The 13,883-nt window shown below is 53.8% G+C and carries 11 protein-coding genes and 1 pseudogene; 3 read left to right on the top strand and 9 right to left on the bottom strand.

Going from position 1 to position 13,883, the window contains the following annotated elements; genetic code table 11:
- Window positions 1-442: 442 nt before the first annotated feature.
- The 4 genes from M3G15_RS08310 to M3G15_RS08295 all read right to left on the bottom strand — a co-directional run bounded on the left by M3G15_RS08310 (window position 443) and on the right by M3G15_RS08295 (window position 4,718).
- Window positions 443-1,039: a type I restriction-modification enzyme R subunit C-terminal domain-containing protein gene (locus tag M3G15_RS08310; RefSeq protein ID WP_260070604.1), complete on the bottom strand. Its 597-nt coding sequence runs from the start codon at window positions 1,037-1,039 to the stop codon at window positions 443-445.
- A 186-nt stretch (window positions 1,040-1,225) separates the two neighbouring features.
- Complete coding sequence (locus M3G15_RS08305) at window positions 1,226-1,639, bottom strand: EamA family transporter (RefSeq protein ID WP_009223118.1); 414 nt, start codon at window positions 1,637-1,639, stop codon at window positions 1,226-1,228.
- 316 nt (window positions 1,640-1,955) lie between these two features.
- Window positions 1,956-3,728 (bottom strand): ABC transporter ATP-binding protein, encoded by a 1,773-nt coding sequence (locus tag M3G15_RS08300; protein WP_260070603.1) that lies wholly within the window; start codon window positions 3,726-3,728, stop codon window positions 1,956-1,958.
- Window positions 3,729-3,755: 27 nt separating this feature from the next.
- Complete coding sequence (locus tag M3G15_RS08295) at window positions 3,756-4,718, bottom strand: phosphotransferase family protein (protein WP_260070602.1); 963 nt, start codon at window positions 4,716-4,718, stop codon at window positions 3,756-3,758.
- Window positions 4,719-4,868: 150 nt separating this feature from the next.
- Between M3G15_RS08295 and M3G15_RS08290 the strand changes: the two genes are divergently transcribed.
- Entirely contained in the window at window positions 4,869-5,372 is a 504-nt protein-coding gene (locus tag M3G15_RS08290; RefSeq protein ID WP_036643774.1) for a hypothetical protein, read from the top strand.
- 93 nt (window positions 5,373-5,465) lie between these two features.
- On the opposite strand, the gene M3G15_RS08285 is transcribed toward M3G15_RS08290, so the two are convergent.
- Window positions 5,466-5,765, bottom strand: coding sequence for a HesB/YadR/YfhF family protein (locus M3G15_RS08285; protein WP_009223114.1), 300 nt, complete (start codon window positions 5,763-5,765; stop codon window positions 5,466-5,468).
- A 575-nt stretch (window positions 5,766-6,340) separates the two neighbouring features.
- Here M3G15_RS08285 and M3G15_RS08280 point away from each other — a divergent pair.
- Window positions 6,341-8,098 carry an ABC transporter ATP-binding protein gene (locus tag M3G15_RS08280; protein ID WP_009223113.1) on the top strand — a complete coding sequence of 586 codons (1,758 nt, stop codon included), beginning with the start codon at window positions 6,341-6,343 and terminating at the stop codon, window positions 8,096-8,098.
- Between the two features lie 3 nt (window positions 8,099-8,101).
- Window positions 8,102-10,174, top strand: a complete 2,073-nt coding sequence (locus M3G15_RS08275) for an ABC transporter ATP-binding protein (RefSeq protein WP_260070601.1) — start codon at window positions 8,102-8,104, stop codon at window positions 10,172-10,174.
- A 48-nt stretch (window positions 10,175-10,222) separates the two neighbouring features.
- On the opposite strand, the gene M3G15_RS08270 is transcribed toward M3G15_RS08275, so the two are convergent.
- The 4 genes and pseudogenes from M3G15_RS08270 to M3G15_RS08255 all read right to left on the bottom strand — a co-directional run bounded on the left by M3G15_RS08270 (window position 10,223) and on the right by M3G15_RS08255 (window position 13,719).
- Window positions 10,223-11,134, bottom strand: coding sequence for an S-layer homology domain-containing protein (locus M3G15_RS08270; RefSeq protein ID WP_036643769.1), 912 nt, complete (start codon window positions 11,132-11,134; stop codon window positions 10,223-10,225).
- Between the two features lie 88 nt (window positions 11,135-11,222).
- Window positions 11,223-11,546, bottom strand: coding sequence for a PqqD family protein (locus tag M3G15_RS08265; RefSeq protein ID WP_232282198.1), 324 nt, complete (start codon window positions 11,544-11,546; stop codon window positions 11,223-11,225).
- 44 nt (window positions 11,547-11,590) lie between these two features.
- Window positions 11,591-12,577 (bottom strand): annotated as a pseudogene (locus M3G15_RS08260) (OPT family oligopeptide transporter); the annotation flags it as partial.
- Between the two features lie 119 nt (window positions 12,578-12,696).
- Complete coding sequence (locus M3G15_RS08255) at window positions 12,697-13,719, bottom strand: CobW family GTP-binding protein (protein ID WP_009223108.1); 1,023 nt, start codon at window positions 13,717-13,719, stop codon at window positions 12,697-12,699.
- Window positions 13,720-13,883 lie beyond the last annotated feature (164 nt).

Below are 13,883 nucleotides of genomic sequence, written 5' to 3'. Positions count from 1 at the left end.
GGCTGAATTCTAAACAATACGTTTAGAGTTCAGCCTTTTTGCATGCTCGTGAGCGCGGGCGGGCCCTGGGTCCTTGGGTTCGCGGGTCTGCGGGTCCGCCGGTACGTGGGTACACGGTTCCGCGAGTCCGTTGGTTCGTCGCTCCGTCGGTCCGCGGCGCTCTAACGGAACCAGATGACCTTATTCCGCCATTTCCCCGCGATTTCCCATCCTAACGGAACCAGAAGGCGTTATTAGCGCATGTTGGGTATCAATTGAGGCGCTTTGGTGCAAATAACGTCCGTACGTTCCGTTAGAACGGGAATAGACCTCTTGGGACTAAAATAAGGTCTTTCAGTTCCGTTACGTGCTCCGGCAGCGAGCGCGAAATCCTCCCTTAATCTCCCGAAACGATCTGCACCGCATTCTCCTTGATCTGATTCACTACATCCACAAGCTTCTTTTACTTACTTCCATCAAACAGCTTGATAAAGCTCTGCGGCTTATCAAACGGCGGTTTGGTCAGTTCGGCTACGTTATCGATATAACCGTTCTGCACGATATAATCGATCACCTTTTTCACGAACACGATTTGTGCTTGCGTCAAGGATTGGTCATTAATAAACTCGGAAAACGCCCGATTGGCTGCCTCTACTTCCAATTTGGCAACTTTTCGCACCAGCAACCCAAACGGTGTGTCCTTGAATTCCCGTTTATAATCGTCGACGGTCCCCAGCTCCCCGGTGAATACTTTCTCCAGGCTCTCGTAGTCCAGCGCAGTCAGCGGGATATTATTCCGTAACTTATAAATCGCTACATTATCGCGGTTCAGCTCGATATAACGGTTAACCTTGAGCTTGTAATCCTCAAAATCGTATGCCGCGTACATCGCCTTCCCTTCCTGGACCATCAATACCTCGTCCGCCAGATTCGTATCGATCGGGTTACGCTTTCCACCTTCATCAACGGTATACTTGATCAGATCCCGGAGCTCTACACGAACCTTTTCGAAGGTCAACAGATCGGCATCCTGCCAAAACTCCTCCGTTAGTTCTATCATAGCAGAAAAAAACATCCTAATTAGAGTGATTTGATCACTTTTTGACCGCGATTCCCCAAAATGTCCCCATATGTAAGTGAGTGAGTTAATTAATCTTCCATTGGTCCAATTTACATATATATCAGCAGTAATAAATGCCTTCGTAACATTATTGGCAAGTACATTACGGTACTGATGACTCCCCTCTTACAAAACCATAACCAGCGTACCAATCGTGATCAAAATGGAACCAATCAGCGACTTGTATGTAAATTCCTCATGCAAAAAAATAAGTGCCAGAACCAGTGTGATCACGATGCTTAATTTATCGATCGCCACCACTTTGGAGGTATGTCCCAACTGAAGAGCTTTAAAATAGCAGAGCCAGGATGCACCGGTAGCCAAGCCGGACAGGATCAGGAAAATCCAGCTTTTTCGGCTGATCTCGAACAGTCCGCTCTGGGCGTGGGTGAGATACACCATCCCCCATGCCATAATGACCACCACAACCGTGCGAATCGCTGTCGCCAGATTGGAGTTAACCCCCTCAATACCAACCTTCGCCAAAATTGACGTAAGCGCCGCAAAAATAGCGGACAACAAAGCGAGTATAAACCACATTTACGAGAGACTTCCTTTCACTTTCATAGGGAGATTTAAAGTTACTTTACAACATGATCCGTCGACCTAGTGTCATAGGTACGCACTCCAAACAATAACGGAACTTTTTACCCTTATTTCGCCCAAATGAGCTAAATCCAAGCAAATAGCGGTAAAAAATGTCCTTATTCCGCTCAGAAACTTGCTGAAACCCGGCTCAAATGTGCCCACTCCCAGCAATAGCGGAACTTATTACCCTTATTTCGCCCGTTCAGCCACAAAAGGGCGAAATAACGCCCTTTTATGGCCTTATCTGTGGCGAGGAAGGGTAAACTTCTCACCCCAGCTCCACGCTCTCCGCCGGGCTGAGGTGCTGGATGTTGTACAGCTGCGCGTACACGCCGTCCGGGATCGCCATCAGCTCGTCGTGCGTGCCGCGCTCGACGATTTCGCCGTTCTTCAGCACGATGATCTGGTCGGCGTGGGTGATCGTCGACAGCCGGTGCGCCACGATCAGCGTCGTGCGGGCGCGCGAGAGCTGCTGCAGCGACTGCTGGATCAGGTGCTCCGACTCCAGGTCAAGCGCGGATGTCGCCTCATCGAGCACGAGGATCGGCGGGTCTTTCAAGAAGACGCGGGCGATGGCAATCCGCTGCTTCTGCCCGCCGGACAGCTTGACGCCGCGCTCCCCGACCTCGGTGTCGTAGCCCTGCGGCAGCTGCATGATGAAATCATGCGCGTTCGCCGCGCGGGCCGCCTCGATCACCTCCGCCTCGGTGGCGTCCGGCCGGCCGAACAAAATGTTGTCGCGCACGCTGCCGCTAAACAGGAAATTGTCCTGCAGCACCATGCCGATCCGGCTGCGCAGGCTTTCCATCGTCCACTCGCGGACGTCACGGCCGCCCACCGTCAGCGCCCCCCGCTGCACGTCGTAGAACCGGGGAATCAACCCAACGAGCGACGATTTCCCGCCTCCGCTCATGCCAACGAAGGCAACGGTTTGGCCGGGATTGACTTCGAGTGAGATGTTTTTGAGCACCCAATCGCCATCTTCCCGATACTTGAACCACACATCCCGGAACATCACGCCGTGGCTACCCTGCGGCAATACCTTTGCATCCGGCGCATCGATCATATCGTACGGCTCCTCCATCAGCTCGAGCACCCGCTCCCACGAAGCCGAAGCCTGCGTTAACGTGGTCGAGGAGTTAATTAATCTCCTTAACGGTGCGTAAAGCCGATCGAGATATCCAAAAAAGGCCACAAACGTCCCCAGCGTCAAATCGCCGTGAATCACCTGATACCCGCCGTACCCGATCACCAGCAGCGGCGCGATATCGGTCAGCGTGTTGATCACGGCAAACGTCCAAGCGTTCCAGCGGCTGTGAGCCAACGCTTTTTGCAGAAACCGGCCGTTGGTCCCTTCAAATCGTTTGCGGTCATAACGTTCCAACGCAAAGCTTCGGATAACGGAAATGCCCTGAATCCGCTCATGCAAATAAGCCTGGATCCCGGCGAGTGCCGCCGAACGGTCTTTGGTCAGCTTCTTCAAGCGCTTGTACAGCACTTTCACCGCGATCGCGTACAGCGGGAAGATCGCAATCGCTACCAGCGTCAGCCAGGGGTTCAGATAAAACATAAATCCCAGCACGAACACCAGCGTAAACATGTCCAGCCAAACGTTCATCATGCCGACCTCGACGATGTTCTTGGTCTGCTCGGCGTCGTTAATAAAGCGGGAGATGATCTCCCCCACCTTCGTGTTTTGGTAGTACCGCAGCGAGAGCCGCTGCAAGTGCGCGTACAGCTTGTTGCGCAGATCAAACAAAATCCGTGCCGTGATCAACTGGGCAAAATATTGCCGCGCATATTCCACCGGACCACGCACGATCACAAACAGGAACAGCGTGGCCCCCAGCACGATCATCAGCTGCGAAACCTTCTGCTCCAGCTCCATCGCACCGCCCAGCAAAATATCGTCCACTACATATTTCTGCACCAGCGGCAGCAAGGAGGGAATGCCAAATTTCAGCATCCCGATAAACAAGGTAAGTATGATCCATTTCGTATAAGGCCTAACAAACGTCAAATAGGCTTTCCAATGTTTCAATTTGTTAGCACATCCTCTATTTGTTTCTTACCGTTCGGTGGCGGAGGTATCCAGCTTCCGGATCAGTCGCTCCGCGTATTCGTCCAACCGGCGGGCGAGAAGCTCCGGCGTTAACCCGTTCAGTCCCAAATCCGGCCAACCCTGGTACACTTCGGGCGGACCTGGCAGCATTTCGATCAGGCATAGCATATCCCAATAGGGATCGTTTACGTCGCACCCCTCCCGCCGCGCTTGAGCAAGATAGTTGTCCAAAAAAGCATCCGCCGCCTCCACCCCATACATCTGCACGAGATTCAATCGGCAGTGGCCGGTATCGATCCCGGTCGGCCCCATGCAGGCATTGGCCCAATCCACGACCCCGCTGATCGCCCCCTCCTGCCACAACACGTTAGCCGGATGGTAGTCGCGATGAATGAATTGCGGCACGTATGATGGTACAGGTCCTTGCACGCGATCAATAATTCTCCGCCACGCCTCAGGAACACGGGACCACTGGGGCACAGACAATCGGGACACCTCGTTATAGGTAAAATAGTTCCATCTGATCGGCTGAGCTTCTGCCGCATGGATCTCCACCAGCATCCGGGCAAGCCCGTCCAGCCATTCCGGCAGATCCGAAGGGTTCAACACGACCCGGCCAGGCAGCCGGGTCATCAGCACGGACGGCACGCCGCAAGCACTGCCGTACGAATCGCAGGCGAGCGCACGCGGCGACGGCAGTCCCGCCGCATGGGCCGCCTGCAGCGCCGCCGTCTCGTGCAACGCGAGCTCCGGCTCTTCCTGCAGCCACTCCCTGTTGGTAAATTGCCTTAGCACCGCTTCGTGGCAGGTGTCTCCTTGGGTTATTTTTACCCCGTAAACCACCGATGAAGTGCCGCCTTTCAAGGACAACGCCGAGACCACTTTGGCGCCTTGCCCGAACTGTTCCTCTACCCAGCGCAGCGTTCGCTGAGAGAGTCCGAAAGTTTCTTTCTCCATGTTTGCTGTCATTCGCCACTTCCCCCTTCCCGTAGATGAAAGCCGATTTTCGTGCGGCAAAGCTGAATTTATTAACTGGTTATGGTATACTCCTTAATAAATTGAGTTGTCGTAAGATACTTAAGGCAGCAATGAGTTACAGGCCGTTTTAGGAGGATGACCATGTCACGCCGATTTGTGATCGAAGCCGTGATGGTGGCGATATATGGTGAATTGCTGGTGCCGGGTGCGCCTGTGGAATATATTGTACCTTACAACACCGTCATGGAGCTTTATGAATTTCAAAACAGTCCCGAGCCGCTGATGAACGACCCCGTCGACGATATGCACGTGAAGCAGAAAATCAGCGAATTGATCGCTTACCTCGAAGAACCGCTGAACCGCAAGAAGCTGGAGCGGGCACTCACCATTCCTTGGGCTAAGAGTCCTTCGATCTTATTCGGTGATCATGTCACCTGGACCGTGGTGAACGCGGTGGACAACGAGCAATACGGGGAGTTCCTCGATCCGATCGAAACGGAGATCGTACTGACGGCCCATCGGGAGAACGTGCCAATCCTGACCGATCAGCTGGAGCTGATCCGGCGGATCATCGAAGCCGAGGTGCCGGTGCAGGTATACGATATCGGCGATTTTGAATTTGCGATGGAAGACAGCATTATTTGACGATTGACGGGCCCGCGCCCGTCCGTCTGATCCTTCAAAGGAAAAGGCCCGTGAATGGACGGGCCTTTTTGTTCTTGCGTTTATTGCCTTGGCTTAATTAGGTGCCGCAACCTCGTACTCATATTCAATGTCACCCAACTGCGGATCATAGGTCACGTTGAGGTGATATCCATCCAGATACCACAAATCCTGGTCTTCCATGTAGAACGTAATGCCCTCGACTTCGGATTTGATCCCCGGGGATACGGGTTGATCAACGTCGATCCCCAGCGAGAAGCCCGGATGCAGCTTGCCTCCCGCGCTATAGCGCGCAAAGAAGCGTACTGCCTGACCTTCCTGAAGTCCCAGTTCCTTCTTAAACCACGCTGCGGCTTCGCTGCTCACATGAATCATGATCGTTTCTCCCTCCTCTTTCTATTCAACCTTCTTGGTGCTCCAAGTGAAACTGAACAACGTTCCGTACCACACCATCTTCCCTTTTATTGTAGTCGATACCGGGCCAAAAGCCAAACCTTTGTTCGAGCCGTTAGGAGGCATTGGATAGTTACTGAAAAAAATTAATGTTTGACATCTTCTTTGGCACGATGCTAAAATCGGGAACATACGAGATCGCATTTCAAATAATTACCATTCAAGAAAGGGTGAAGCACGGTGTTTAAAGTTAATCTTATGTCAGTGTATCTTCATGCGCATCCCAACACACAACTAAATACCGGAGCAACCCCTGCAGGATTGGTTCATCTCATGCGATAACCGCCCCTTTGGCTTATTTTCCAGTTATTGGGTAAACGTGATATCATACACGCGGAGGTTGCTTATCATAAGTAACGGACGCGACATATGTTATGGTTTTAAGGCATATCGTTTTCGGACGATATGCCTTTTTGCGGTTTTTGGCAGGTTTCGGACACTTGTAGAGGTTCTCCGGCAAGTTAGGCAATCGGGAATTCAAAGGAGGAAACCCCACTATGTTTTCGGTTTTAAAAAATTTAGGTTGGTTTTTCAAACGGGAAAAAAGGCGGTACATCATCGGCTTGTTCCTGCTCATCTTTGTGGGCATCGTAGAACTAGCACCGCCGCGGCTGCTCGGCAGCGCCATCGATGAAATCGTGGCCGGCACGGTCACTTGGGCATCGTTAACCCAATATATTTTGCTCATTATCGGCGTACTGATCTTCATCTATCTCATTACGTACATATGGATGCATTCCCTGTTCGGAGGCTCGAACCTCGTGGAGCGGCTGCTCCGCACCCGGTTCATGAGCCATCTGCTGCGGATGACGCCGCCGTTCTTCGAGCGGAGCCGCACCGGCGACCTGATGGCCCGGGCGACCAACGATTTGCGGTCGGTGGCGACAACCGCTGGTTTCGGGATGCTGACGCTGACCGACTCGACGGCGTACCTCACGGTCATTTTCCTGGCCATGAGCACGCTGATCAGCTGGAAGCTGACGTTGGCGGCGATCATCCCGCTCCCTTTTATCGCCTTGGCGATGAAGATTTATGGAAAAATCATCCATGAGCGCTACACCTTGGCCCAGGATGCCTTCGGGGACATGAACGACCAGGTGCTGGAGTCGGTCGCCGGGATCCGTGTCATTCGCGCCTATGTACAAGAGCGTAATGATGAGAAGCGTTTCGCGGAGATCACGGATGACGTTTACAAGAAAAATTTGGCGGTGGCCAAAGTTGACGCTTATTTTGAACCAACGATCCGCTTATGTGTTGGACTCAGCTATGCCATTGGACTCACGTACGGCATTTATCTCGTCTTTCAAAATGAACTGACGCTGGGCGATCTCGTAACCTTTAACATGTACCTGGGGATGATGATTTGGCCGATGTTTGCGATCGGCGAGCTGATTAACATCATGCAGCGCGGCGGCGCTTCGCTGGACCGCGTCAACGAAACGTTAAACGAAAAGCCGGACGTCGAGGACCTTCCGAACCCGATTTCGGTAGAAAAACCGGAAACAATCGAGTTCAAAGATGTGACCTTCCGTTATCCGACTTCAACGATCAATAATCTTGAGCATATTAACTTAACGATTAAACGCGGCGAGACGCTGGGCATCGTCGGCCGTACCGGCAGCGGGAAATCCACCCTGCTGAAGCAACTGCTGCATGAATATCCGGTGGGCAGCGGCGAGCTGACCATCTCCGGCGTGCCGATTCAGCAGATTGCCTTGAAACGGCTGCACAGCTGGATCGGCTATGTGCCGCAGGAGCAAATTCTGTTCTCCAAGACGGTACGGCAAAATATCCAATTCGGCTGCCCAGGCGCGTCCGACGAGAAAATTCTTGAGGCGATCCGCACCGCAGCCTTCGACCAGGATCTCGGCACCTTGTCCGACGGCTTGGATACACTAGTCGGCGAGAAAGGTGTCGCCCTTTCCGGCGGCCAGAAGCAGCGGGTCTCCCTGGCGCGGGCGTTTATCGCCGATCCGGAGCTGTTGATTCTCGACGACGCCCTGTCCGCCGTTGATGCCCGGACCGAAGCGCGGATCATCGAGAACATCCGCCGTAAGCGCGCCGGCAAAACGACGCTGATCTCCACGCACCGCCTGTCCGCCATCGAACACGCGGATTGGATCGTCGTGCTGGAGAAAGGCAAAATCATTGAAGAAGGTACCCATGACATGCTGCTGCAGTTAGGCGGCTGGTACCGCGAACAATACGAACGTCAACAGGTCGAATCGAACCTGACTGACGGGGAGGTGTCTTAAGCGATGCACACCCATACAGGAAAAGCACTTTTCAAATACGCCTTAACGGCGAAAAAGACGTTTATCCTCGCGCTCGTCATGCTGGCGATTGGGGTCGCGGCCGAACTGGCCGGCCCGTTTATCGCCCGCACGATGATCGACGATCATATGCTGGCGATCGAACAGCCGTTTTACGAAACCACGGTCAAAGACAAATATACCGCCACGTATGACGGCCGCAACTTCAAACGCGGCGACCGCTTTGCGGAAGGCGAAGCCAAAGGCGCCGAGGTCCGCGTGCTGCAGGTCGGCAAAAGCTTCGTCTTCGTGGAAGCGGCCATCCCGGACGTCTCCGGCGACCGCAGCTTTAAAGACGGCATACTGACCCTTACCGGGAACGACGGCGCAATTAGCGAATATCCGGCGCAACAACTTAGCGCATCTGGCCTGTTTGCTTTTTACAAGCCGGAGGTTCCTGGCATTCTGTCGCTTATCGTCTGGTATTTCGTCTTCCTGGCCATTTCCATTGTGATGGAATTTGGCAAAACTTACTGGCTGCAATCCTCGGCCAACCAGGTTATCCGCAAGCTGCGCATGGACGTCTACGCCCATATTCAGCGGCTGCCGGTGCATTTTTTCGATAATCTGCCTGCCGGGAAAGTCGTCTCCCGCGTCACCAACGACACGGAGGCGGTAAAGGAATTGTTTATCGCTGTGTTGGCGAACTTCTTCTCCGGAGTCATCAACATGCTGGGCGTGTACATCGCTTTGTTTATCCTGGACGTGAGACTTGGACTGATCTGCTTATTCGTCGTTCCGATCATTTACTTATGGGTCGTTCTTTACCGCAAATTCGCGACGAAATATAACACGATTATCCGCTCGCGGTTAAGTGAAATTAACGCCATCATTAACGAATCGATTCAAGGGATGTCCATCATCCGGATTTTCCGCCGCGAGGAGCAAACCAAGGAAGAGTTCGAGAACCTGAACAGCGATTACATGAAGCACCAGAACAAGATGCTGAACCTGAACGCGTTCACTTCGCATAACCTGGTGAATGTCCTCCGTAACTTGGCATTTGCGACCGTGCTTTGGTATTTCGGTTCGGTGCAGCTTGGGGGTTCCAGCGTCATTTCACTTGGCGTACTGTACGCTTTCGTTGACGTGCTTGGACGGTTGTTCCAACCGATCACCGGGATGGTCAACCAGCTGGCCGCACTGGATTCCTCGATGGTCTCCGCCGGCCGGGTGTTCGCGCTGATGGACGAACCGGGTGAGCCTGTCGTGGACGGCTCGATGCCGCGCTACAAAGGCAATGTGGAGTTTAAGGACGTCTCGTTCGCCTACAAGAAGGACTATGTATTGAAAAATATTTCCTTTGAGGCGAAGCAAGGCCAGACGGTTGCGTTGGTCGGACACACAGGCTCCGGCAAAAGCTCGATCATCAACCTGCTGTTCCGGTTCTACGATCCGCAGAAAGGAACGATCACGATCGACGGTAAGCCGGTAACGGAGCTGCCGAAGCAATGGATCCGCCAGCATATGGGGATCGTCCTCCAGGATCCGTACCTGTTCACCGGGACGATTCTGTCGAATGTCACGCTGGGGGACGAACGCATCTCCCGCGAGAAGGCGGTGAAAGCGCTGATCGACGTTGGTGCGGACCGGATTTTGGCCCACTTGCCGAAAGGTCTAGACGAACCGGTCGTGGAAAAAGGCAGCACGCTGTCCGCCGGCGAACGTCAGTTGATCTCCTTCGCGCGGGCGCTCGCCTTCGACCCGGCGATCCTCATTCTCGATGAGGCGACCGCCAACATCGATACGGAAACCGAAGCGTTGATTCAATCCGCGCTGGAGGTACTGAAACGCGGCCGGACGACATTCATCATTGCGCACCGGCTGTCGACGATCCGCAGCGCCGATCAGATCCTCGTTCTGCACCGAGGTGAAATCGTCGAACGCGGTACGCACGAAGAGCTGCTCGCCCTGGGCGGACGGTACTATCAGATGTACCGGCTGCAGTCGGGAGCTGCTGAGGCACCAGCCGTACCCGGCGCCGGTCCAGCGATCTCGCCGGTGGCGAATCCGAGTTAATAAAAACAACCGTTCCTGATGATTAGGAACGGTTGTTTCCTTTTGCCGTTATTCGGACAAACGCTTGATTTCCACCTGATACTCGCTGGAGACGTACGTTTCCGCTTTCGTATCGGTGATAACTTGGATGTAATCTTTATCGGGCTCAGGGGATAGCAACTCATAATACACGGTAGCCGTTTTCCCTGTGAACTCGACTTTGGCGACGCGTATGCCGTAGCCCGGATTCGGCTGCTGGGCCCGGGTCAGGACCACTTTATTGATTTGCTCATTTACTTTCTCGACTTCAAAGCTCACCTGATCCTGCACGTCTTGCTCCGCTTCCTTATATTTGTTTACGAAATCAGCAGCATTGTGAACGAGCCGGGCTGCTTCAATCCGCGTAATCGCCTGTTTCGGGTGAAATTCCCCCTGCTCATCCAGACTAGCGATCTTCATCAGCAGCAAGGTCTGAATGCTGTTCGCATAATCCGGATTCATTTGGTCGGCATCGGCGACCTCAATATACATTTTAATGGTCGGGTAATTTCCCGTGACGTTAATGGCCTGCATCAGAAGATCGGCGAAGGCTTCCCGGCTCAGCTCGGCATTAGGCGCAAAATCCTTCGGCAACTTAATGCCGTTATCCTCTGCAATCCGCAGCGAGGATGCGTACCATTCAGTATGACCCGAAGGTTGCAGTGAGCCGCCGGCTTTCGGCTTGAGCTCCAACGCCTTCACGATCATATGAATACCTTGCGCACCGGTCAGCTTGCCGAGCGGAACGAAATGGTCTTTCGTGATCCCTTGAATGATCCCTTTCTGTTGCAAAGCTTTCGTTATCTTCGCGTCCTGTCCTTGAACATCGCTGAAGGCGGACACAGAGGAGGCCAGAAGCAGCGAACTGGTCATCATAAGGCTGGCAGCCAGTTTTATCTTGCGGTGGTTATTCAGTTTGGATTTTAGTTTTGTTTTATTCATGTCTTTATCACCTCTGCCCCTCCTAGACGGCCTGTCCACCAAAAAGGTTGCACCCTTTCCCCTTTTACGTCCGACAAGGGATCCACGCTTACCCGGGTTGCTCCTTCTGCCGTTCTTCCGCCCAGCGAAGCCAGCCATTCGCTTCCAGGATCTCAATAAATTTGCGAAGCCTTGGCAGGAGCGGCTCTGCGGCTTCCCCGAACCTCGTCTTGACCGTTTCGGCGATCTCACCTACCGTATGGGTGCCGTCGCAGCGGGATACGACCTCGCTCCCAAGCTCATCGAGGTGCACATGAATGACCGGCGGTTGTTTCAGATAACGAACCGATTGACGCTCTAGCCAACTGCGGCGCGGCAGCAACAGTTCGGTCCGTCCATCCTCCCCTGTCGCCACCTTCAGATGCGGCTGCAAGCAAGGGATCATCTCCAACAGGTTAAGTTCGGGCGCTTTCAGGTGACGTTGTTTTTGGTGCGGTCGATCGTCGTCTTCTCGTTGAATGCGGAGCGCTGCATCAGGCCGTTCAGCGTGGAGCGCAAGGAGCTGTACAGCATCGGCAACGTTTTTACGAACGTAATCAAGCCGCCGGCGGCTACCGCCCCTGCGCCGATATAGCGAATGTAATCGCCCCAAATCCCCCAGGCATCAAGTTCGGCGATTGGGGTCAGCGAAAGCGCTACCGCCCCCGCCGAGTTGGCGCCAAAAAAGCCGATCATCGGGATCAGCACCAGCCAGGCCAGAATCCCGCCGGCCAGCATTTGCCCGGCGATCCGGGGTCCGATAATATAGCCAACGCCCAGCAGGGCTGGATACGTATCCATCCCGATGACGGCGTTTCTGAAGCGAAAGATTGTTGTTTCAATCTCCGTCTTAAATAACATGAAGCCATCGCCTAACGCTTTGACCAGGCCGCCAACGCCAAAGCCAAGCGAGACCATGCGGGCGCTCCGGCCGCCGGTCTCCCCGGAGACCAGCACCTCGGCACAGGCCGTCCCTTCCGGATAAGGCAGCGTTTCATGTTCATTCACGATCAACAGCCGTCTTAGCGGAACCATCATGGCTACGCCCAGGAACCCGCCGATCAGCACGACAAAGCTGATCATTTGCTGGCCGGGATTCAAATCCCACATATACAGCGCCGGGAGGGTAAAGATGGCGCCAGCCGCCACCGCTTCACCGGCGGTTGTCATCGTCTGCACGATGTTGTTTTCCAGGATCGATTTGCGCCGGAATAGCCCTCGCAGCACCGCCAAGGATATCACCGCCGCCGGAATGGAGGCGCTGACGGTCAGACCGATTTTCAGCCCTAGATAGGCGTTCGCCGCGGCAAACACAACGGCCAAAATGATCCCGAGAACGACGGCAACAGCCGTCAACTCCGGCAAGGAGCGCTTAGCTGACACATAAGGAACGAACTTCGTGGAGTTTTTCGATTTTCCATTCATGTGATTCTCTCCCTCTTCAAGAAAAAAGCAGTTTTAGGTTACCCCGGGGAGATTTAATTTAATCGACGCCAAAAAGAAGAAAACCGCGATGGACTCGCGGTTCTCTTGGTCAATTTGGCTTAACGTTCGTTACTATTATCCGATACGTTGCGCTCCAGGGCGTGCAGCCGCTGTGCTAAACCCTGCTTGTCGAAGTGCTCTCCGATAAACACGGCAACGTCAGGCACGTCCCCTTGCGGTGTGATTTTCAGGTAATCGGCTTCCCTATACGCATATTGGAACAGGAACCGGCTGGCTGTATCGGTAAATCGCAAAACCCCTTTGCCGCGGTAGACTTCCCGGGGCAGCTCGGCAATAAATCGCTCAAAGTCCTCGCTGTCCACCGGCCCGTCGAAATAGTGCGTATAGACAGTAACATGCTCATGCGACGCGTGAGGATGTCCATGGTGATGATCATGACTATGCGCCGCATGATGATCATGGTGATGCTCGTGGTTGTGACCCTCATGATCGTGGGTGTGATCATGAGCTTGGTGTTGCGCCCATAATGACGGCAAATCAACTTCACATTTCACTGCCGGAATGATTCGAGCGTAAGGGTTCATGCGGCGAAGAAACGCCGTCATTTCCTGCTGGCGATCAGGCTCGAGCAAGTCCATTTTATTTAAGATCAATACGGACCCGCAGCGGATCTGCTCCACCATAAGCCGGTAGGACTTCCCCTGCTGGGATGCGTACAGCTCGGCCAGATGGGCTGCATCCACCACGGTCACCATCGGCTTGATGTCCAGTTTGAGATAAAGCGACACTTCGGTCACCGCATCAAAGATTTCCATCGGATTGCCCGCGCCTGTCGCCTCAATAACGATCAGGTCCGGCTTCTCCCCTTCGATCAGCTCCGCCATCTGCACGCTCAAGTCGCCGCGAATCGTGCAGCAAATACAGCCGCCCAGCATCTCCGCCATCGGCACTTCGCTGGAAACGAGCAATCCATCGAGATTGACGTCTCCGATTTCGTTCATGATCACGGCCGGACGAAGCCCCTGCTCCTGCCAGTGACGGATCAGCCGCTGGAGCAGCGTCGTTTTACCGCTTCCTAAAAATCCGGACAATATAAAAACGGGTGTCACCCTGCTTCCCACCTCAACAACCTCCTGCAATCGGGATAAAGGATAAAGCCATTCGAATGCGAGTGTACACCAACCATCCCGGACATGCAACCACATTTCCTGTTCCGCCTCAGATCTGCTCCTGGACAAGCTCAAGCCCGTCAAACATGGTACAATGGAATTAACCTCCAAGGAAA

It is taken from the genome of Paenibacillus sp. p3-SID1389, assembly GCF_025151705.1.
GTDB lineage: Bacteria > Bacillota > Bacilli > Paenibacillales > Paenibacillaceae > Fontibacillus > Fontibacillus phoenicis.
The sequence above is the reverse complement of the archived record's forward strand: the minus strand, read 5'-3'. Positions and strand labels throughout refer to the sequence as shown.

Bases quoted from the DNA above. Each gene is read 5' to 3' on its own strand.
- M3G15_RS08310 (WP_260070604.1), bottom strand. From the start codon at position 1,039: ATGATAGAACTAACGGAGGAGTTTTGGCAGGATGCCGATCTGTTGACC.
- M3G15_RS08305 (WP_009223118.1), bottom strand. From the start codon at position 1,639: ATGTGGTTTATACTCGCTTTGTTGTCCGCTATTTTTGCGGCGCTTACG.
- M3G15_RS08295 (WP_260070602.1), bottom strand. From the start codon at position 4,718: ATGACAGCAAACATGGAGAAAGAAACTTTCGGACTCTCTCAGCGAACG.
- M3G15_RS08290 (WP_036643774.1), top strand. From the start codon at position 4,869: ATGTCACGCCGATTTGTGATCGAAGCCGTGATGGTGGCGATATATGGT.
- M3G15_RS08285 (WP_009223114.1), bottom strand. From the start codon at position 5,765: ATGATTCATGTGAGCAGCGAAGCCGCAGCGTGGTTTAAGAAGGAACTG.
- M3G15_RS08280 (WP_009223113.1), top strand. From the start codon at position 6,341: ATGTTTTCGGTTTTAAAAAATTTAGGTTGGTTTTTCAAACGGGAAAAA.
- M3G15_RS08275 (WP_260070601.1), top strand. From the start codon at position 8,102: ATGCACACCCATACAGGAAAAGCACTTTTCAAATACGCCTTAACGGCG.
- M3G15_RS08270 (WP_036643769.1), bottom strand. From the start codon at position 11,134: ATGAATAAAACAAAACTAAAATCCAAACTGAATAACCACCGCAAGATA.